Source organism: Microbacterium sp. Root61, assembly GCF_001427525.1.
In the GTDB taxonomy this organism is placed as follows: domain Bacteria; phylum Actinomycetota; class Actinomycetes; order Actinomycetales; family Microbacteriaceae; genus Microbacterium.
Genome location: NZ_LMGU01000001.1, coordinates 789,846 through 809,929 on the forward strand (window position 1 = coordinate 789,846; position 20,084 = coordinate 809,929).

Sequence of the window (20,084 nt, forward strand, 5' to 3'; positions counted from 1 at the left end):
AGATGAGATCGGAGGCCGTCTAGCCTGTGACCGCGCCTTCGGCAGCGGAATGCACGAGCTTCGAGTACTTGGCCAGAACGCCACGGGTATAGCGCGGAGGAAGCGGCTCCCAGCCTTCGCGGCGGGAGCCCAGCTCGGCCTCGTCGACGAGTAAGTCGAGAGTTCGAGCCGCGATATCGACCCGTATCAGATCACCATCGCGCACGAATGCGATGGGACCTGCGTCCACCGCTTCGGGAGCTATGTGGCCGATGCACAGGCCGGTTGTGCCGCCTGAGAATCTGCCGTCCGTCAAGAGTAGTACATCTTTTCCGAGCCCGGCGCCCTTGATGGCGGCCGTGATCGCGAGCATCTCGCGCATGCCGGGACCGCCCTTGGGGCCCTCGTAGCGGATGACCACGACGTCGCCGGCGTTGATCTCGCCGGCCTCGAGCGCGTCCATCGCGCCGCGTTCGCGCTCGAACACCCGCGCGGGGCCCTCGAACACGTCGGCGTCGAAGCCGGCCGACTTCACGACGGCGCCTTCGGGGGCCATCGAGCCGTGCAGGATCGTGATGCCGCCGCTCTTGTGGATCGGGTTGTCGAAGGTGTGGATGACGGTGCCGTCGACCGGGGCGGGGTTGAGATCCGCCAGGTTCTCGGCGAGCGTCTTGCCGGTGACCGTCAGAGCGTCGCCGTGCAGCAGGCCCTCATCGAGCATCGCCTTCATGATGACCGGGATGCCGCCGTGCCGGTCGACGTCGTTCATGACGTACTTGCCGAAGGGCTTCATGTCCGCCACGTGCGGCACCTTGTCGCCGATGCGGTTGAAGTCGTGCAGCGTGAGCTCGACCTCGGCCTCGTTGGCGATCGCCAGGAGGTGCAGGACGACGTTGGTCGAACCGCCGAGCGCCATCGCGAGGGCGATCGCGTTCTCGAACGCCTCCTTCGTCAGGATGTCGCGCGTCGTGATGCCCTGACGCAGCAGGTTCACGACAGCCTCGCCGGAACGGTGCGCGAAGTAGTCGCGACGACGATCGGCCGACGGCGGGGCCGCCGAGCCGGGCAGGCTCAGGCCGAGCGCCTCGGCGACGGAGGCCATGGTGTTGGCCGTGTACATGCCGCCACAGGCACCTTCACCGGGAGCGATCGCGCATTCGATGCGCTTGAGGTCTTCCTCGCTCATCTTGCCCGCGAGGCAGGCGCCCACGGCCTCGAAGGAGTCGATGATCGTGACGTCCTTCTCGGTGCCGTCACTGAGCTTGACCCAGCCCGGGGCGATCGAGCCGGCGTACAGGAACACGCTGGAGAGGTCGAGGCGGGCGCTGGCCATCAGCATGCCGGGGATGGACTTGTCGCAGCCCGCGAGCAGGACGGAGCCGTCGAGACGCTCGGCCATGATGACGGTCTCGACGGAGTCGGCGATGACCTCGCGCGACACGAGCGAGAAGTGCATTCCCTCGTGCCCCATCGAGATGCCGTCGGAGACCGAGATGGTGCCGAACTGGAGCGGGTAGCCACCGCCGGCGTGCACGCCCTCCTTGGCGCCCTGTGCCAGGCGGTCCAGGCTCAGGTTGCACGGCGTGATCTCGTTCCAGCTGGACGCGATGCCGATCTGCGGCTTGTCCCAGTCCTCGTCTCCCATGCCGACCGCGCGGAGCATGCCGCGGGAGGTCGTTGCTTCGATGCCGTCGGTGACGACTCGGCTGCGGGGTTTGATGTCTACGGACGCGCGGGAGGAGGGATCGAACTCAGGCATTCCCGAAGTCTATTCCTGCGCGGAGGCGCGCATCGCGGCGAGCACGGACAACGCGGCGGCGAGTTCTTTGGCACTGCCCACCCGGACGGCGGCCGCCGTGCGACCGTCGCCGACGCGGATGCCGAGATCGTCCGGACCGAGCTTGGCCATGGCGTCCTCGTCGGTCACGTCGTCACCGGCGAAGACCACCGCGGTGGCTCCGACGTGCTCGCGCAGCACCGCGATCGCGGTGTCTTTGCCCTCCTGGCGGAAGGAGTACTCGACGATGTTGTGGCCGGTGCGGCGGCGCCAGTGCGGCGCGTTCTGCGCGACCAGCGCATCGGCGAACTGCCACGCGCGCTCGGCGTCGTCAGCGGAGGCCATCCGGGTGTGGATGCCGAAGCCGAAGGTCTTCGGCTCGACCCAGATGCCGTCCAGCTCCCCCAGTTCGGCTTCGGACGCCGCGCGCAGGCGATCGCGCAGGGCATGCTCCGAATCGAGTTCGTCCGGTTCGACGGCGCCGGACTCGGGGTACCAGAACTCGGCGCCGTGCGAGCCGGCCAGCAGAATGGCGGACTCGTCGGTGTGCTCGGAGATGATCTCGAGGTCGGACAGGCTGCGTCCCGATACGAGTGCGACGACGGTGTCCGGGAGCGCGATCAGCTCGTCCAGCGCGGTGCGCGCCTCGGGCAGCATGCGGGCCTGCATCGGCTCGTCCTGCAGCAGCGACAACGTGCCGTCGAAGTCGAGGGCGACCAGCAGAGTCGGGGTGGCCGCGACCGAGCGCAGCGCCTCTTCTACGGAAAGATCCAGGTGAGCCGCGGCATCCATCATTCTTCGTTCTCCTTCGCCCGGCGGGCGTCTGCTAGTGCATCGAGGAAGTCTCGCGACCAGGCGGCGACGTCGTGCTCGATGACTTTGCGTCGAAGGGCGCGCATGCGGCGCCCCTGTTCGGCTGCGGGCATTTCGACAGCCCGCACGATCGTGTCCTTGAGCGCGTCGATGTCGTGCGGATTCACGCGCAGCGCGCTGCCCAGCTCATCTGCGGCACCGGCGAACTCGCTCAGGATCAGCACGCCGCGGTTGTCGTTGCGTGTCGCGACGTACTCCTTCGCGACGAGATTCATTCCGTCGCGCAGGGCGGTCACCAGCATGACGTCGGCGGCGAGGAAGAGCGCCACCATCTCCTCGCGCGGGTACCCCTGATGCAGGTAGCGGATCGCCGAGTGGCCCATCGTGTCGCGGTCGCCGTTGATACGGCTGACCATCTGCTCGATCTCGTCGCGCAGCTGCATATAGGCCTGCACGCGCTCGCGGCTGGGACTCGCGACCTGCACGAGGGTGACGTGCTCGACCGAAAGACGGCCGTCTTCGAGCAGCTCGCCGTAGGCCTTCAGCCGGTGACGGATGCCCTTCGTGTAGTCGAGGCGATCGACCCCGAGCAGGATCTTGTCGGGGTTGCCCAGGCTCTCGCGGATCTCCGCCGCGCGCGCCTTGACGTCGGGTCGTTGCGCGAGCTCCACGTACGACGCGGTGTCGATGGAGATGGGGAACGCCTTGGCCAGCGCTACGCGCGAGCCGCCGTCGGGCAGCGGAACCCGGATACCGGAGGCCTTGGTCTCGTAGCGCAGCTGGCGGCGCACAGCACGCGCGAAGTTGCCGGCATCGGCGACCCGCTGGAAGCCGATCACGTCCGCTCCGAGGAGCCCTTCGAGGACTTGACGACGCCACGGCAGCTGCGAGTACAGCCCGTATGCCGGGAAGGGAATGTGGTGGAAATAGCCGATCGTCAGATCGGGACGGGCTTCGCGCAGCATCTTGGGAACCAACTGCAGCTGGTAGTCCTGCACCCAGACCGTGCCGCCCTCGGCCGCGGCGGCTGCAGCGGCCTCGGCGAAGCGCCGATTCACCCGCACGTACGCGTCCCACCACACCCGGCGATACCGGGGCACGGCGATCACGTCGTGGTACAGCGGCCAGATCGTGTCGTTCGAGAAGCCCTCGTAGTAGAGCTGGACCTCGTCCTCGGATAGCGGGACCGGCACGAGGTGGGTGCCCTCGAAGTCGAACGGCTCCAACTCGAGATCGGCCTGGCCTGGCCAGCCGACCCACGCGCCGTTCGCGCCGCGCATCACCGGCTCGAGCGCGGTGACCAGACCGCCGGGCGATCGGCGCCATCCTTCGGCTCCATCGAGGCCGTCGATACGATCGACGGGCAGGCGGTTTGCGACGACAACGAGTTCGGCCTGTGGCACGAGTCCTCCCGGTTCCAGACGTCACCCCAGGCTACCCTTCTGCGGACCGCCCCGAACCGACGGGGCGACAGGGGCGGCTGGGCCGGTACGGTAGTCCCATGCGCAAGTACCTCTTCGGCACGGGCATCATCAGCGCGGTGGTGAGTGGAATCTCGCTCCTGCGCGGACTGCGGGAGCACGAGCCGTTCACATGGCGCACCGCACTCTCCTGGCTGAGCTGGGGCATCACCCTGGCGCTCGCCATCGGCGCGATCGTCGATACGCGTCGCGCGTCGACCGGACACCTGGTCGCGGGCGACTCCCCCGTCGCCGGCCACGAGGCCAAGCTCGCGAAGAAGCGCCTCCGCGGCTGATCTGCTCGGGGACTGTCGCTGGGCTCAGTCGATCGGGATCTCGTAGTGCACGAACCCGGTGGCGGTCGCGACCCGGTCGTAGAGCGCCCGGGCCCGGCGGTTGTCGTCTTTCGTGAGCCAGTACACCTTGGCCGCGCCGTGCTCCTGCGCCCAGTCGCGGACATGGGCGATGAGCGCGCTCGCGGTGCCGGCGCCGCGAGCGTCCGGGTGCACGAACAGGTCCTCGAGGTAGCAGTACGGCCCCGCTGACCACGTCGCCGGGTGCGTCAGCCAGTGCACGATGCCGATGGCACGGCCCGTGTCATCCCGCGCGATCGCGCCGTGGATGTCGACGGTCGGATCGAGGATCCGCTCGAACGTCAGCAGAGTCTGGGCGGCGGGAAGCTCCGACTCGTAGAACTCGAGATAGTCGAACCAGAGCGCGAGCCATTCGTCGTGGTCGGCCCGAGTCAGCGCGGCGACATGCGTCATGTCGCTCAGACTAGGCGGGTGCGAGCGGAGTCGCACTGTTACGAGCCGGTTTCTCGGGCCTCCGCGGTCGCGTTTAGCCTCGACACGGCACCGCGATGAGGCGAGCGGGTGGATGACACCCGCCACGGCGGTAGTCACTCCGCCGGTGCGGCGCCGACTATCACCATCCTGAACGCACTTGGAGCATCATGTCCCGCAAGAGATTCCTGGCCGCCACCGCTCTCGCCCTCCCGTTGGCCCTGATCATGGCCGGATGCGCCGGTTCGGCCGGCTCCGCATCCTCCGGTGCGCCCACCGATGAGGCGACCGGCCCGGTACGCATCGGCGTCGTCGGCGCAGGCGACCCCTACTGGGACGTCTACAAGGACGCCGCTGCCGCCGAGGGCATCGAGGTCGAACTCGTCGACTTCAGCGAGTACACCCAGCCGAACCCGGCCCTGGCGGCGGGCGAGCTCGACCTCAACCAGTTCCAGCACATCATCTACCTCGCCACCTACAACGTGAACAGCGACGATGATCTGCAGCCCATCGGTTCCACGGCCATCTACCCGCTCGGCCTGTACTCGGCGCAGTACGAGTCGGTCGAAGACATCCCCGAGGGCGCCACCGTCGCCGTTCCGAACGACGAGAGCAACCAGGCGCGCGGCCTACTCGTGCTGCAGTCCGCCGGACTCATCGAGCTCGAGGACGGCGGCTCGATCTTCTCGACCGTCGCCGACATCGACGCCGCGAACTCGAAGGTCAAGGTGGAGGCTCTGGACGCCGCATTCACTGCGACCTCTTTGCCCGATGTCGCAGCGGCGATCATCAACAACGACTTCGTCGAGGATGCCGGCCTGTCGTTCGAGGACGCGATCGCCACGGACGACCCGACGGACCCTAACGCGTTCCCCTACATCAACATCTTCGCCGCCAAGGCGGAAGACGCCGACAACCCGACCTACCTGAAACTCGTCGAGATCTTCCAGACGAATGCGGATGTGCTCGCGGGACTCCAGGAGGCGTCCGGAGGAACGGCCGTGACCGTCAAGACCCCGGCCAAGGACCTCGTCGCGTCGCTCACCGACGTCGAGGACGACATCCGCGCCCAGCAGTAGTCGCCGTGCGTGTGCGGCCCGTTCGATGCGAACGGGCCGCACACGCATGTTCTCTCTCAAGGAGCTGTCATGACCCTCATCCGCCTCACGGATGTGACCAAGGTCTACCCTTCGACCACGAACGGCGCCGCGCCGGTCGTCGCCGTCGACGATGTCTCGCTCGACATCGAAGCCGGTGAGATCTGGGGCATCATCGGGTACTCGGGAGCGGGGAAGAGCACGGTACTGCGCCTGGTCAACGCACTCGAGGCGCCCACATCGGGCGCCGTCGAGATCGACGGCCGCGACATCACCCGCCTCCGCGAACGCGAGTTGCGCGCGCTGCGCAGCGACATCGGCATGATCTTCCAGCAGTTCAACCTCTTCGAGTCCCGCACCGTCGCGGGCAACGTCGCCTACCCGCTCGAGGTGGCAGGTCGATCGCGTGCCGAGACCGCGACACGCGTGGCCGAACTGCTCGACTTCGTGGGTCTCACCGACAAGGCCCGCAGCTACCCCGAACAGCTCTCCGGTGGTCAGAAGCAGCGTGTCGGCATCGCCCGCGCTCTCGCCACCAGTCCCCGCATCCTGCTCGCCGACGAAGCCACGAGTGCGCTGGACCCCGACACGACGCAGGAGGTTCTCGAGCTCCTGAGTCGCGTCAATCGCGAACTGGGCATCACGATCCTCGTGATCACGCATGAAATGGACGTCATCCGCACGCTCGCCGACCGCGTGGTGGTGATGGAGAACGGCCGCGTCATCGAGACGGGCGACGTCTTCGACATCCTCTCGGCGCCGGCCAACCCGGCCACGAGACGGTTCGTCGCGAGCATCATCGAGGACGTCCCTGTCGGCGCGCAGCTGCAGACGCTGAGACAGCGGCACCCCGGCCGGATCGTGACGTTCACAATCCGCGACGGCGACGTCACGCAGGCAGATGTGTTCTCCGCCTTCGCCGCTGCGGACGTGCGCTTCGAACTCATCCACGGAGGCATCAACGACATCCGCGGACGGGTGTTCGGCCACCTCACCCTGGCGCTGAACGGCGATGCCGAAGCCGTCCAGAGGGCCATCGACACGGCGTCGGCATTCGCGCCGCTCATCGAGGAGGACGCCCGTGGATAGGCTCGTCGATCTGCTTCCGGAGCTCTGGTCCGCCACGTTCGAGACGCTCTACGTCGTCTCGCTCGCACTCGTCTTCGGCGGCCTTGCCGGGCTCCTGCTCGGGCTCGCGCTGTATGCCACCCGCGCGGGGAGCCTGTTCCCCCAGCGGATCGTCTTCGGCGTGCTCAATGTCGTCGTGAACTTCTTCCGGCCGATACCCTTCGTCATCCTGCTGGCGGCGGTGCAGCCGATCGCCCGCAGCGTGGGCATCCCGGGTATCGGACCGGAGTTCGGCATCTTCGCGATCACGATCGCGTCGATGTTCGCGATCAGCCGCATCGTCGAGCAGAACCTGCTCACCGTGCGGCCGGGCATCATCGAAGCGGCGCGCGCGGCGGGAGCCAGCCGCTCGCGCATCCTGTTCCGCCTGATCCCGCGCGAGTCGCTCGGACCTCTGATCCTGGGATACACGTTCATCGTCGTCGCCCTCGTCGACATGACAGCCATCGCCGGAGCGGTCGCGGCGGGCGGACTCGGCGAATTCGCGATCGTCTACGGCTTCAAGCAGTTCAACCCGGTGGTCACGTGGGCTGCCGTACTCGTCATCATCGTGATCGTCCAGGGTGTGCAGTTCCTGGGCAACGCTCTGGCGCGCAAGGTGTTGCGCCGCTGAGTCGCGACACCGCAAGCCCGGGCACTCCGGCCCGGGCGGGACTTCAGCGGGTGAGGATGAGCGCCTCGCCCTGTCCCCCGCCGCCGCACAGTCCGACGGCGGCCGTACCGCTGCCGCGGCGGATGAGCTCGTGCACCGCGTGCACCACGAGGCGGTTGCCCGAGGTGCCGATCGGGTGGCCGATCGCGATGCCGCCGCCGTGGATGTTGACGATATCGTCGCTCAGCCCGAGCTCGACCTGCGACCGCGCGACCACAGCGCCGAATGCCTCGTTGATCTCGACGAAGTCGAGGTCGGCCGAGGCGATTCCCTGACGCTCACACGCCTGCGCGATGGCTCGCGCGGGCTGTGCGTGCAGCGAGTTGTCGGGGCCGGCGACCTGCCCGGGCGCTCCGACGACGGCGAGCACGGGCCATCCGTTCTCATCCGCGTGGGAGCGGGTGGTGAGGATGACGGCGGATGCCCCGTCCGAGATCTGCGACGAGTTCCCGGCCGTGATCGACCCGCCCTCGGCGAACGCCGCCCGCAGCTTTCCGAGCGACTCGACCGTGGTTTCGGGGCGGATGCCCTCGTCCGTGGTCGCGACGATGGGCTCGCCGCGCTTCTGCGGGATCTCGACGGGCACGATCTCGGCGTCGAACACACCGGCCTCCTGTGCGGCGGCAGCGCGCTGATGCGACCGGGCGGCCACGGCATCCTGCTCCTCGCGCGTGACCTCGTACTTGCCGTTCAGCCGCTCGGTCGAGGCGCCCATGCTCTCGCGGTCGTACGCGTCGGTGAGGCCGTCGTACGCCATGTGGTCGAGCACCTCGACGCTGCCGTACTGCCAGCCGTCGCGCGACCCCATCAGAAGGTGGGGCGCCCGCGTCATGGATTCCATGCCGGCCGCAACCACGACCTTCGCGTCGCCGACCTGGATCATGCGCTTCGCGTCGATGATCGCCGTGAGGCCAGAGAGACACACCTTGTTGACGCCGGATGCCGGGACGTTCCAGCCGAGTCCGGCCCCGACGGCGGCCTGGCGCGCGGGGTTCTGCCCCGAGCCGGCCGGAAGCACCTGACCGACGATGACGGCGTCGACCTGCTCGGGCGGGATGCCGCCGCGTTCGAGCGCGCCGCGGATCGCGAGTGCGCCGAGCTGGGGTGCGGTGAACGCTGCGAGCTGGCCCTTCAGGCGCCCCTGGGGCGTGCGGGCGGCCGCGACGATGACGACGTCGTCGATGATCATGCTTCAATTCTCCATCGTTGGGTGAGAAACGGCGTTGCGACCGGGAAACGGGGCGTTGCCGCGTTTCCCCGCCGGAATGCCGTTTCTCGGCGTGTGGGTGGTTCGGGGAAGGACCGCTCAGCGAGCGAGCAGCGCCTCGGAGATGATGAGCGGCGGCTCGGTCGCGGCGACGACCTCCTCGACAGTCACACCGGGAGCGGTCTCGATCAACACGAGGCCGGCATCCGTCACGTCGATCACGGCGAGATCGGTGATGATGCGGTTCACGACGCCGCGCCCGGTCAGCGGGAGCGAGCAGTCGTTCACGATCTTCGCCGTGCCGTCGCGAGCTACGTGCTCCATGAGCACGATGACCCTGCCGGCGCCGTGGACGAGGTCCATCGCGCCGCCCGGCCCCTTGACCATCTTGCCGGGGATCATCCAGTTGGCGAGGTCTCCACTGGCAGACACCTGCATCGCGCCGAGGATCGCGGCGTCGATCTTGCCGCCGCGGATCATTCCGAAGCTCGTCGCCGAGTCGAAGTACGCGGCGCCCGGCAGCACGGTCACCGTCTCCTTGCCCGCGTTGATCAGGTCGGGATCGACGTTCTCCTCGGTCGGGTAGGGACCGACGCCCAGGATGCCGTTCTCGGACTGCAGCACGACGGTGACGCCGTCCGGCACATAGTTCGGCACCAGGGTGGGCAGACCGATGCCCAGGTTGACGTACGAGCCGTCGGACAGCTCGGCAGCGGCGCGGGCCGCCATCTCGTTGCGGGTGAGCGTCATGTCAGTTCCCCTCTCCGGTGGTCACGGTGCGTCGTTCGATGCGCTTCTCGGTGCCGGTGCCGACCTCGACCAGACGGTGCACGTAGACGCCCGGCAGGTGCACCTGATCGGGGTCCAGCTCGCCCGGCTCGACCAGCTCCTCGACCTGGGCGATGCAGACGCGTCCGGCCATCGCGGCGAGCGGGTTGAAGTTTCGCGCTGCCTTGTTGAAGATGAGGTTGCCGTGCCGGTCGCCCTTCAGGGCGTGCACCAGGGCGAAGTCCGTGACGATCGCTTCCTCCAGCACGTACGGCCGCGGGGTTCCCGAGACGTCGAACGTGCGGACATCCTTCACCGGCGACGCGACCGCGATGCCGCCGCTGCCGTCGTACCGCCGGGGCAGCCCGCCCTCGGCGACCTGCGTGCCGACGCCGGTCTGCGTGTAGAACGCGGCGATGCCGGAGCCGCCGGCGCGTAGCTTCTCCGCGAGCGTGCCCTGCGGCGTCAGCTCCAGCTCGAGCTCACCGGAGAGGAACTGGCGTTCGAACTCCTTGTTCTCGCCGACGTACGACGAGGTCATCTTGCGGATGCGCTTCGCGTTGAGCAGGATGCCGAGTCCCCAGTCGTCGACGCCGCAGTTGTTGCTCACGATGCTGAGGTCGGTGGTGCCCTGCGCCAGAAGCGCCTCGATGAGGGCGATGGGGTTGCCCGAGAGCCCGAACCCGCCGACCGCGAGGCTCGCGCCGTCGGAGATGTCGGCGACGGCCTCGGCCGCCGAGCCGTATGTCTTGTCGATCACTGCTACTCCTTCGTGTGCGTGATCCCCCCATCCTGTCGTCCCGGGGTGCGGGAGATCGCATCGGCGCTTGCCATGTGGAGCAGCATCCGCCTATCGTCCATATTGTGGACATCGGACGCGACACCATCCCCGGAGCACAGTCCGTCGCGCGTGCGGCGCGCCTGCTGCGCCTCGTCACGGCGGGCGGCGATGCCGGCGTCCCGGTTGCCGAGCTCGCACGCCAGGCGGACCTGACGCGCCCCACCGCGCACCGGCTGCTGACGGCGCTCGCCCACGAGGGACTCCTCGATCAGGACGAGCGCTCAGGACGCTGGATGCCCGGACCGGAGCTGTACCTGATGGGTACGGTCGCTGCATCCCGCTACGACATCACGGCGATCGCGCGCGACGTGGTGCGCTCGCTCGCGGTCCGTACGGAAGAGAGCGCCTTCCTGTCCGTACGTCGCGGCGACGAGACGGTCTGCCTTCTCCGCGAGGACGGGAGCTTCCCGATCCGCTCGTTCGTGCTGTCGGAGGGTGTGCGCTTTCCGCTGGGCGTGGCATCCGCGGGGCTTGCGATCCTGGCCTTCCTGCCTCCCCACGATGTGGACGCCTACTTCGCCCGTCATCAGGAGCTGCCGGAGAACTGGGGCGCGTCGCACGGCGAGAAGCGACTGCGGGCGCGCCTCGCCGACACCAAATCGCGCGGGTGCTCGGTGAATCCGGGACTCATCGTCGAGGGCAGCTATGGCATGGGCGCCGCGGTGTTCGACCGCGACGGGCACCCGCAGTGGGCGCTGAGCCTGACCGGTGTGGAGTTCCGCTTCGGACCCGACCGACTGCCCGAGCTGACCCGTACTCTGTTGGCGCACGCCCACGAGCTCACCACGCGCATCGCCGCCCAGCGCCGCTGAGCGGGCTCAGCCCGCCGCGAGCTCCTCGCGCACGAGCGCAGCCACCTCGCGCGCGCCCTCCGGCGACATCACGATCGTGTAGTGGTTGAGCCCGTCGACGAAGCGGTGCCGCACGTCCGGTGCGGCGGCCAGCACGCGCTCCAGGTGGGCGGGCGCATACAGCCCCGGGGTCTCGTCCTGCAGCCCGCGCGGCACGGACACGAAGAGCGTCGGATGCCGCAGCCTGGCCAGCGCGTCGGGCAGCGCCGTGCCGGTGTTCATGTCGACCGTGTCATCGGCCGTCGTCTCGTAGCTCGTCGCGGGCCGCAGGGCTCCCGAGCCGTCGTCGACGAGGTCGTAGGCCAGGTAGGACTCCAGCTCGGGCGTCCAGTGCTCGCGGAACGCGGGATGCCGGCGCCAGAAGTCGAGGTACTCCCCCGCGTCGGCGAACCGCATCGACAGCCGCGCCGCGGTCGGGCCGAGGATGCCCGCGACCAGCGTGTCGGTGTCCAGTCCCGCCGGCACGTCCAGCGGCAGCCCGCCGTCGACCAGCACCAGTCGCGACACCCGCTCCGGATACAGGTCCGCGAACACGACGGCGACGAACGCTCCCATGGAGTGTCCGACCACGACGGTCCGCTCGATCCCGAGCGCGTCCAGCGTCGCGGCGAGGTCGGCTGCGTGCGCGCGCATCCCGGCGGGACCGGTGAGCTCGTTGCTGCGACCGCGGCCGCGCAGATCCGGCGCGATCACGCGCACGCCGGGCAACTCGTCGACCACGAACGGCCAGGCGAGGTGCGAAGAGGTGACACCGTGCACGACGAGCACGTCCTCCGTCGCGTCGGGCGCGTCCCACACGCCCACGCGCAGGTCGCCGCCGACCACCGGGACATCGATCGTGCGGTATGTGTGAGCGGTCACCGCGCAGTCCATCCACCGTCGATCGTGTATGACGAGCCCGTCACCATGCCGGCGCGGTCCGAGACCAGCCAGCCTGCGAGTGACGCGACCTCGTCCAGCTCGACGAACCGCTTCACGGCCATTTCGGTGAGCATGATCTTCTCCACGACCTCGGCCTCGGGGATGCCGTGCACTCGCGCTTGATCGACGATCTGCTTCTCCACGAGCGGAGTGCGCACATAGCCGGGGTTGATGCAGTTGCTGGTCACGCCGTGCGTCGCGCCCTCGAGCGCCGTCACCTTCGACAGGCCCTCCAGCCCGTGCTTGGCCGAGACGTAGGCCGACTTGAACGGACTGGCCCGCAGACCATGGGCGCTCGAGATGTTCACGATGCGCCCCCACCCCTTGGCGTACATGCCGGGCAACGCCGCACGGATCAGCAGGAAGGGCGACTCGAGCATGAGCCGCAGGATGAGCCGGAACGCCTCGGGATCGAAGTCCTCGATCGGGCTCACCCGCTGGATACCCGCGTTGTTCACCAGGATGTCGACGTCGAGCGCCAGATCGTCGAGTGCGACGGTGTCGGACAGGTCGACGACCCACGCCTCACCTCCGACGGCGGATGCCGCCGCATCCGCTGCGTCCTTGTTGAGGTCCGCGATCACGACGTGCGCGCCGCGGCGCGCGAACTCGTGCGCGCACGCGAGGCCGATGCCGCTGGCCCCGCCGGTGACGAGGGCGCGACGTCCCTGGAGGTCCTGCTCGCTCATTGCTGTCCTTCCGATGCGCGCCGGGGCGCGAGGGCGTTGTCGATGAAGCGCATCATCCCGTCGAAGACCGCGGGATCCAGGTGCGCAGGCGGGCGGCCGGACTCGTCGCGCTCCCACAGCAGGAAGCGCATGCCGATGAGCTCGCCCATGCCCATGAGCGCCCAGGCGGCGACCTCGGGCGAGAGGTGCTCGTCGACGTCGCCGACGGCTTGAGCGGCGCGGAGCCCCGCTTCGTATCCCTCGACGATGCGCGTGTAGTGCAGGCGCAGAGTCTCCGGCGAGACGAACTCGGCCTCGCGCACGACGCGGTACAGCGCGGGGTGCGCGGCAGTGAACTGGAAGAAGCCCTCGAACCCGGCGCGCTCGGCCTCCAGACGCGAGGTCGCCCCCGCCATCGCGGCCGTCATCGAGTGGCGCACGCGACGGTTGAGGTCGATCACGAGTGCCTCGAAGATCGACTGCTTGCTGTCGAAGTAGAGGTAGAACGTGCCCAGCCCGATGCCGGCGCGCTCGGTGATCTTGACGATGGATGCCTCGTGGTACCCCTGATCGGCGAACACCGCTTCAGCAGCCTCGAGAAGCCGCAGGCGCGTGGCCTCTCCGCGTTTGGTGAGCGGCCGGCCGGTCGCGGGAGAGATCAGTCCCTCGTCCTGGAGGAGATCATCGGGAGTCATGGGCGACCCTTTCCGTGAGGTCGCGGGCGATGTCGCGCAGGCGCGATCGTGCCAGCTTGTCGATGGTCGAGCGCGGCAGCGAATCGACGAACTCGATGTGCACCGGCACCTTGAACCCGGCGAGGTTGCGTCGCGCGTGCGCGAGCACCTCGTCGGCCCCCAGGACGGCGCCGGGTGCGGGCACCACGAACGCGACACCGCGCTCGCCCCACACCGGGTCGGCGATCCCGACCACGGCGGCGGCTTCGATGAGCGGGTGCAGCACGAGGGCGTACTCGACTTCGGCCGGGGCGACGTTCTCCCCGCCCGAGATGTAGATGTCTTTGATGCGGTCGACGATCGTGAAGACGCCGTCCGCAGCGCGGCGCGCCAGGTCCCCCGAGCGCAGCCAGTGTCCGTCCAGGGCCCGCGCGGTCGCCGCATCGTCGTCGAGGTAGCCGGGGAAGACGCTCGGCCCGCGCACCCACAGCTCGCCTGTGGCGACGCCCTCGAGCACCAGGCCCGACTCGGGGTCGACGAGGCGCACGTCCACGTGCGGGTATGGCCGGCCGACCGCGCCCGGGTGGGCTGCGGCCTCGTTCGCCGGCAGGTGCAGCACGTTCGGCGAGGCCTCGGTGAGCCCGTAGCCCTGGGTGAGCGCGACGCCGTGCGCTGCCCAGCGCTCGCGCAACGGCATCGGCAGCGTGGCCCCGCCGACCAGCGCGCGGCGCAGCGAGGTCAGGTCTGCGGCATCCCATTCCCGCTCTCCCGCGAGCAGGGCGTACTGGGTGGGGACGCCCATCATCGTGGTCACCTGGCGGTCGCGGATCAGCTGCAGCACCCGCGCGGGCTGGAACGAGCGCTCCAGCACGACCGTCGCACCGACCCACCAGGCCAGCAGCGGCTGGCAGTTCCACGCCGCCACATGGAACTGCGGCAGCATCGCGAGCACCACGTCATCCTGATGCAGCGGGAACGCCTGCCCGAGGGCGAGGTTGTTCCAGAAGCAGTTCGCGTGCGTGAGTACGACACCCTTCGGCGCCGCCTCGCTGCCGGAGGTGAAGATCACCAGCAGCGGATCGTCATCGCGCACCGGACGCACCGGACGGGAGTGGCGAGCGGGAGGAACGGATGCCTCGACCCCGGTCGTGCCGAGGTGGGCGACGGGCGGTGCCACAGGCAGTGCCCGCAGCGCCTCGCCGGCGAGAGCATCGTGCTCGTCCTCGACCAGCACCAGTGCCGGGTCGCACCGCGTGAGCACGTCCACGAGTTCGCGTGTGGTGAGGCGCCATGACAGCGGCACGAACGCGAGGCCGACGAGGGCGCAGGCGAAGAACGCCACCACGTGGTCGCTGCAGTTGCCTGAGACGGTCGCCACGCGGTGCCCGGGGCCGTAGCCGGCGGCGCGGAAGCGTTCGGCGAGCAGCACGGCACGCTCGGCGAGAGTGGCGTAGTCGATCGTCACGCCGCGGTCATCGATCGCGATGCGCCGCGGCGACTGCTCCGCACGGTCGGTCAGCCAGCGACCGACCGTGTGCGGCTCGTCCGCGAACTCGCCGGTGCCGTCCCACATCAGACCCGCACCTCCGCCTGCTCCGGGCCGGTGTCGGCCATCGCGTCCGCGTCGTCGAGGGTGCGTAGCGAAGTGCGCGCCTTCTCGCCGCGACGGCGACGCATCCAGCCGTCGATAGTTCCGGCGATACCGCCGGGCAGGAACATCACCACGAGGATGAACAGTACGCCGAGAATGAACAGCGGCTCGGACAGCGGGATCCGCAGGACGTCGGGCAGGCCCGCGATGAGGTCTGAGCCGGCGAGCACCGTCAGTCGCTGGTCGAGCAGGGTGTAGATCACACCGCCCACGATGGCACCCCAGCGGAACCCGACCCCGCCGAGCACCACCATGACGAGGATCGTGATCGTGAAGTCGGCCGAGACCGCGCGCGGCACCGTGCCCGACTGCAGCAGCATGTAGCCGACGCCGGAGAGGCTGGCGAGCCCGCCGGCGATGACGAACACGAGAAGACGCGCGCGGTACGGACGCAGGCCGAGCACGCGCACGCGCTGCTCGTTCTCGCGCGTCGCGCGGGCCAGGTGGCCGAGCCGCGAGGTGTCGACCCACAGGGTGACGAGGTACACGATCACCAGGATGACGAGCATCAGCCAGTACAGGTTACGGGTGTTCACGACCCCGATGAGCGCGTCGGGCACCTGCTCGGTGTTGAGGCTGAGCCCCTCCTCACCCCCGGTGACGACGGAGTTGCGGCGCACCAGCACAGAACCTGCCTGGGCGAAGGCGAGCGTCACCATCGCGAACGGGATGCCGGAGACCCGCATCGCCACGGCTCCGGTCACGACCGCGATCACGAGGCCGCCGAGGATCGCGATCAGGATGCCGGGCCACAGCGGCACGCCGAAGTGCTCCAGGGCGATGCCCAGCCCGTACGCCCCGGCACCGAAGTAGAGCGCGTGGCCGAAGGACAGCATCCCGCCCGACCCGAGCAGGAGGTTGTACGAGAGTGCGAGGGACGCGAACACCATGCACAGCGACAGCAGCGCCAGGCTGCCGGGCATGTAGGTGGGTGTCGGGAGGATGCCGGGGATCGAAATGTTCAGCATCGGCAGCAGCGCCATCAGCACGACGACGCCGACACCGATCATGACGGGGACGAAGCGCCGCCAGTCGGCCGCGCGGGACTCGGTCTGCACGGTCATGCCTTCTTTCCCATGAGGCCGGACGGTCGCACCAGCAGCACCAGGGCAAGAAGGATCACGACGATGAAGTCGCCGGTCCCGCCGAGGTAGAAGTTGGCGAACTGCTGCAGCACGGCGACGATGACGGATGCCACGGCCGCACCGGTGAGCGAACCGAGGCCGCCGACCACCGTGACGATGAACGCGAAGATCAGCAGCGTCGCGCCGAGATGGGCCGAGACGAAGGTGGAGTAGTGCATCGCCAGCACGCCGCCGATACCTGCAGCGGCGCCGCCGATCGCGAACACCAGGGTGAACGAGCGACGCACGTCGATGCCGAGGGCGGTGACCATCGAGCGATTCTCGACGCCGGCCCGGATGATCATGCCGTAGCGCGTCTTCTTCAGGAACAGCACGAGGGCGGCGAGCACGAGGACGGCGGCGATCATCAGCACCCAGTAGGTGTTCGGGATGCGGGCCCCCAACACCTCTGTGGTCTGCTTCAGCCACGGCGGGCCCGAGATGTTGATGGCGTCGGTGCCCCAGATGCCTTCGAACAGCGCCACGGCGGCGAAGCTCAGGCCCACGGTGACGAGCACCTGCTCGATGTGCCGTTCGTAGAGCGGGCGGATCAGCACGAGTTCGGTCAGCGTCGCGAATGCGGCGCCGACGAGCGCGCCGACCGCGATCGAGGCGAGGAACGATCCCCACGACTCGGTGCCGAGCGCCTGGGCCACCATCCAGCCGATGAAGGCGCTGAGGGTCAGGAACGCGCCGTGCGCGAAGTTCAGGACGTGCATCAGACCGTAGATCAGGCTCAGACCGGAGGCGACCAGGAAGTAGAGGGCGCCGAGTCCGACGCCGGTGATGAGGGTGAGGACGAGGGTGCTCATGCGGGCGTCTCCGTCTCGGTGTGCGCGTCGGCGTGGACGCCGAGGAGGCGACGGGTCAGGTCGTCGTCGTCCAGGATGGTGCGGGCATCGCCGGTGTGCACGACACGGCCGCCGCCGATGACGATTGCTCCCTGGGCCAGGTGCCGTACGACCTCGAGGTTCTGCTCCACGATGAGGATCGGCACCAGCTTGGACGCCTCCAGGAGGGCGTCCGCGACCTCGGTCACGATCTTCGGCGCGAGGCCCTTGGTGGGCTCATCCACCAGCAGGAGGCAGTTGTCGTTGAGCAGGGCGCGGGCCACCGACACCATCTGCTGCTGCCCGCCGGACAGGGTGCCGGCGAGCTGGTCGCGCCGCTGCACGAGGTCGGGGAAGAGCTCGGCCACGAACTCGCGACGCGGATTCTTCTGCCGCTCGGCGAGGGCGAGATTCTCGGCGACGGTGAGCTTGGCGAACACTTCGCGGTCTTCCGGAACGTACCCGACGCCGCGCTGCACGATGCGGTGGGTGGGCAGACCGTCGATGCGCTCCCCCGCCAGCCGCACCTCGCCGCGGCGGGTGATGAGACCCAGGATGCCGCGGAGGGTAGAGGTCTTGCCCACACCGTTGCGCCCGAGGACGGCCGTGATGCCGGTGGCCGGCACGTCGAACGTGACGTCCTCGACGACCTGCTGGCCCGCAATGGAGCACTTCAGGCCGCGCACCTCCAGGATGCTGTCGGCGCTCATGCGGCACTCGTTCCGAGGTAGGCGCTCTGCACGAGCGGGTTGGCCATCACGTTCTGCGGGGTGTCGTAGGCGATGATCGTGCCGAAGTACATCACCGCGACCTTCTCGACGAGCCCCATGAGCACGTCGATGTGGTGCTCGACCATGAGCACCGTGCAGCCGTTCTGCGCCTGCATCTGGCGGATGTTCTCCACCAGTCCGGGCACATCACCGGAAGCGACCCCGGCCATCGGCTCGTCCAGCAGCACGATGCTCGCCTCGGTCGCCAGCAGCACCGCGATCTCGAGCTTGCGCTTGTCGCCGTGCGAGATGTCGCCGGCGGCGGTGTCGAGCTTGTGCCCGAGCCCGACGGCGTCCAGCTTCTCGAGTGCACGCGCGGTGGCGGCATCCGTTCTCCGGGGGAAACGCAGCAGCGAGTAGTCGCCGCCGAGCGCGACCTGCGCCGCGAGCCGGACGTTCTCCAGCACGCTGAGCCGAGGGAACAGGCTCGACGTTTGGAAGGTGCGCCCCAGTCCCGCCCGCGCCCGTGCGGGCACGGACGTCGAGGTGATGTCGTCGCCACCCATCAGGATGCGACCCGACGTCGGCTTCATCAGACCGGAGACCACGTTGAACAGGGTGGTCTTGCCGGCCCCATTGGGCCCGATCACGCCGACGATGGAGCCGGCCGCGATGTCGAGTTCGACATCCTTCAGGATGGTCGCGCCGCCGATCTGCAGGCCGAGGCCTTCGATGCGGAGCGCGGACGGGAGAGGTGCACTCATGATCCGGTGACTACTTCTTCGCTTCGGCGGGAGCGACCTCATCGGCCGCCACTGTGTCGACCAGTTCGGCGACGAACGCGCCGTCCTCGGCTACGAGCTTCGCCTGGTACATCTCCTGGATGAGGGCGTGGTCGCTCGCGCGCACGGTGTTCTTGCCCTTCGGGCCGTCGAACTCGAAGCCCTCCAGCGCCGCGATCATCGCGTCGACGTCTCCCTTGCCCTCCTTGATCGCGTGCACGATCATGATCGCCGCGTTGAACCCGTCGGGGCTGAAGAGATCGGGGGTGCCGCCGGCCTTCTCGATGAGCTCGATCATCGCCGTGTTCACATCGTTGTCGTTCGCGCCCGGGAAGTAGTGGTTCAGGAAGTTGATCTTCTCGGATGCCTCGCCGTAGGCACCGAAGGTCGCCGAGTCGCCGAGTCCGGTCACGACCGGGATCGCGTCCAGCACACCCTGCTGGCTGAGCGCCTGCCACATCGCGCCCGAGGTCGCTCCGGCCCACGCGACGAACACGAGGTCGGGGGCGTTCTGCAGGATCTGCTGCGCGAACGGGGTGAACTCGGTCGCGTCCTCGGCCACCAGCACCGAGTCGACCTCGGCACCCTTGGCGCCCAGGATCGCCTTGACGGCGGCCTCGTTGCCCTGGCCGAAGGCCGTGTTCTGCGCGAAGACCGTGATCTTCTTGCCCTCGATGTCGTCGAGGAACGTGCCCGCGGTCGCGACGTCCTGACTGCTCTGACGGCCGGAACGGAAGGTGTAGTCGTTGATGCCGGTGATGGCATCGGCGGCGGCGGGGCCCGAGATGTAGAGCACCTTGTTCTGCGCGGCCTGCTCGGCGACGGCCAGCGCCACGCCCGAGGAGGCGGTGCCGGCGAGGATGTTGACGCCGTCGCCGATGAGTTCCTTCACGACCGTGACGGCCTTGTCGGGGTCGCCGCCGTCGTCCTTGCGCTCGACGACGATCTTCGTGCCGTCGACCTCGTTCGTGCCGTCTGTCGCGTAGTCCAGCCCCGCGGCGAACGCCTCGAGGTACTGCTTGCCGTAGCCGGCGAGCGGTCCGGTCTCGCTCGTGACGATGCCCACCGTGATCTCGGCCGGCCCGGCCGAGGCCGTCGAGCCCCCATCGGGATCGCCCTGCGGCGCACATGCCGCAAGCATGAGAGCTGCCGTGGCGACCACGGAGCCGAGGAGCAACTTCTTCGTAACCCGCATGTGTGTGCCTTTCACCGTTGGAAGGAGTTTATGAAACCTGATTCAGGTAAGAGCAGACTAGGAAAAGCGCCGCACGACGTCAAGTCGGCCGATCGCGATGAGGGCAGTCGTTACGCAATCGCGATCGGGTTTTGCATACCTGCGATATATACCTCAGGTATATAGTCGAGG

General features: G+C 68.6%; 21 protein-coding genes. 5 read left to right on the forward strand and 16 right to left on the reverse strand.

Annotated elements, in window-relative coordinates:
* Positions 1–19: 19 nt before the first annotated feature.
* Genes ilvD through ASD65_RS03865 form a run of 3 tightly spaced genes read right to left on the reverse strand, consistent with a single transcriptional unit; the run spans position 20 to position 3,972 of the window.
* A complete protein-coding gene (gene ilvD, locus ASD65_RS03855; RefSeq protein ID WP_056218764.1) occupies positions 20–1,738 on the reverse strand; it encodes a dihydroxy-acid dehydratase in 1,719 nt (572 codons plus the stop codon).
* Positions 1,739–1,747: 9 nt separating this feature from the next.
* Positions 1,748–2,551 carry a trehalose-phosphatase gene (gene otsB / locus ASD65_RS03860; protein ID WP_235566595.1) on the reverse strand — a complete coding sequence of 268 codons (804 nt, stop codon included), beginning with the start codon at positions 2,549–2,551 and terminating at the stop codon, positions 1,748–1,750.
* Positions 2,548–3,972 carry an alpha,alpha-trehalose-phosphate synthase (UDP-forming) gene (locus ASD65_RS03865; protein ID WP_056218766.1) on the reverse strand — a complete coding sequence of 475 codons (1,425 nt, stop codon included), beginning with the start codon at positions 3,970–3,972 and terminating at the stop codon, positions 2,548–2,550. Before ASD65_RS03865 ends, otsB begins: the two co-directional genes overlap by 4 nt.
* Before the next feature lie 98 nt (positions 3,973–4,070).
* Here ASD65_RS03865 and ASD65_RS03870 point away from each other — a divergent pair, with 98 nt between their 5' ends.
* Positions 4,071–4,325, forward strand: a complete 255-nt coding sequence (locus ASD65_RS03870; protein WP_056218769.1) for a hypothetical protein — start codon at positions 4,071–4,073, stop codon at positions 4,323–4,325.
* 24 nt (positions 4,326–4,349) lie between these two features.
* Here ASD65_RS03870 and ASD65_RS03875 read toward each other — a convergent pair whose 3' ends face one another.
* On the reverse strand, positions 4,350–4,796 hold the full coding sequence (locus ASD65_RS03875; RefSeq protein WP_056218772.1) for a GNAT family N-acetyltransferase: 447 nt from the start codon (positions 4,794–4,796) through the stop codon (positions 4,350–4,352).
* A 188-nt stretch (positions 4,797–4,984) separates the two neighbouring features.
* Here ASD65_RS03875 and ASD65_RS03880 point away from each other — a divergent pair, with 188 nt between their 5' ends.
* From ASD65_RS03880 to ASD65_RS03890, 3 genes are all read left to right on the forward strand, one after another.
* Positions 4,985–5,893, forward strand: a complete 909-nt coding sequence (locus ASD65_RS03880) for a MetQ/NlpA family ABC transporter substrate-binding protein (RefSeq protein WP_056218775.1) — start codon at positions 4,985–4,987, stop codon at positions 5,891–5,893.
* Positions 5,894–5,962: 69 nt separating this feature from the next.
* Entirely contained in the window at positions 5,963–7,000 is a 1,038-nt protein-coding gene (locus ASD65_RS03885) for a methionine ABC transporter ATP-binding protein (protein ID WP_056218778.1), read from the forward strand.
* Entirely contained in the window at positions 6,993–7,652 is a 660-nt protein-coding gene (locus ASD65_RS03890; protein WP_056218781.1) for a methionine ABC transporter permease, read from the forward strand. The genes ASD65_RS03885 and ASD65_RS03890 overlap by 8 nt, the downstream gene beginning before the upstream one ends.
* 43 nt (positions 7,653–7,695) lie before the next feature.
* Here the strand turns inward: ASD65_RS03890 and ASD65_RS03895 are convergent, their stop codons facing one another.
* The 3 genes from ASD65_RS03895 to ASD65_RS03905 form a co-directional block, all read right to left on the reverse strand.
* Positions 7,696–8,880: an acetyl-CoA C-acetyltransferase gene (locus ASD65_RS03895; protein ID WP_056218784.1), complete on the reverse strand. Its 1,185-nt coding sequence runs from the start codon at positions 8,878–8,880 to the stop codon at positions 7,696–7,698.
* Positions 8,881–8,997: 117 nt separating this feature from the next.
* Positions 8,998–9,648 (reverse strand): CoA transferase subunit B, encoded by a 651-nt coding sequence (locus ASD65_RS03900; protein ID WP_200948615.1) that lies wholly within the window; start codon positions 9,646–9,648, stop codon positions 8,998–9,000.
* Between the two features lies 1 nt (position 9,649).
* Positions 9,650–10,426 (reverse strand): CoA transferase subunit A, encoded by a 777-nt coding sequence (locus tag ASD65_RS03905; RefSeq protein WP_056218787.1) that lies wholly within the window; start codon positions 10,424–10,426, stop codon positions 9,650–9,652.
* A 104-nt stretch (positions 10,427–10,530) separates the two neighbouring features.
* Here ASD65_RS03905 and ASD65_RS03910 point away from each other — a divergent pair, with 104 nt between their 5' ends.
* On the forward strand, positions 10,531–11,319 hold the full coding sequence (locus tag ASD65_RS03910; protein WP_056218790.1) for an IclR family transcriptional regulator: 789 nt from the start codon (positions 10,531–10,533) through the stop codon (positions 11,317–11,319).
* 6 nt (positions 11,320–11,325) lie between these two features.
* On the opposite strand, the gene ASD65_RS03915 is transcribed toward ASD65_RS03910, so the two are convergent.
* Genes ASD65_RS03915 through ASD65_RS03955 form a run of 9 tightly spaced genes read right to left on the reverse strand, consistent with a single transcriptional unit; the run spans position 11,326 to position 19,913 of the window.
* Entirely contained in the window at positions 11,326–12,219 is an 894-nt protein-coding gene (locus ASD65_RS03915) for an alpha/beta fold hydrolase (protein WP_235566596.1), read from the reverse strand.
* A complete protein-coding gene (locus ASD65_RS03920) occupies positions 12,216–12,968 on the reverse strand; it encodes a 3-hydroxybutyrate dehydrogenase (RefSeq protein WP_056218796.1) in 753 nt (250 codons plus the stop codon). The genes ASD65_RS03915 and ASD65_RS03920 overlap by 4 nt, the downstream gene beginning before the upstream one ends.
* Positions 12,965–13,642 (reverse strand): TetR/AcrR family transcriptional regulator, encoded by a 678-nt coding sequence (locus ASD65_RS03925; RefSeq protein ID WP_056218799.1) that lies wholly within the window; start codon positions 13,640–13,642, stop codon positions 12,965–12,967. Before ASD65_RS03925 ends, ASD65_RS03920 begins: the two co-directional genes overlap by 4 nt.
* Entirely contained in the window at positions 13,629–15,194 is a 1,566-nt protein-coding gene (locus ASD65_RS03930; RefSeq protein ID WP_056218801.1) for a class I adenylate-forming enzyme family protein, read from the reverse strand. Before ASD65_RS03930 ends, ASD65_RS03925 begins: the two co-directional genes overlap by 14 nt.
* A complete protein-coding gene (locus ASD65_RS03935; protein ID WP_442922446.1) occupies positions 15,194–16,282 on the reverse strand; it encodes a branched-chain amino acid ABC transporter permease in 1,089 nt (362 codons plus the stop codon). Before ASD65_RS03935 ends, ASD65_RS03930 begins: the two co-directional genes overlap by 1 nt.
* A 50-nt stretch (positions 16,283–16,332) precedes the next feature.
* Complete coding sequence (locus ASD65_RS03940; RefSeq protein ID WP_056218807.1) at positions 16,333–17,208, reverse strand: branched-chain amino acid ABC transporter permease; 876 nt, start codon at positions 17,206–17,208, stop codon at positions 16,333–16,335.
* The gene (locus ASD65_RS03945) at positions 17,205–17,936 is read right to left on the reverse strand and encodes an ABC transporter ATP-binding protein (protein ID WP_056218809.1); all 732 of its coding nucleotides are present in this window, start codon (positions 17,934–17,936) and stop codon (positions 17,205–17,207) included. Before ASD65_RS03945 ends, ASD65_RS03940 begins: the two co-directional genes overlap by 4 nt.
* A complete protein-coding gene (locus ASD65_RS03950) occupies positions 17,933–18,700 on the reverse strand; it encodes an ABC transporter ATP-binding protein (protein ID WP_056218811.1) in 768 nt (255 codons plus the stop codon). The genes ASD65_RS03945 and ASD65_RS03950 overlap by 4 nt, the downstream gene beginning before the upstream one ends.
* Positions 18,701–18,710: 10 nt before the next feature.
* Positions 18,711–19,913 (reverse strand): substrate-binding domain-containing protein, encoded by a 1,203-nt coding sequence (locus ASD65_RS03955; RefSeq protein ID WP_056218813.1) that lies wholly within the window; start codon positions 19,911–19,913, stop codon positions 18,711–18,713.
* Positions 19,914–20,084: the final 171 nt, after the last annotated feature.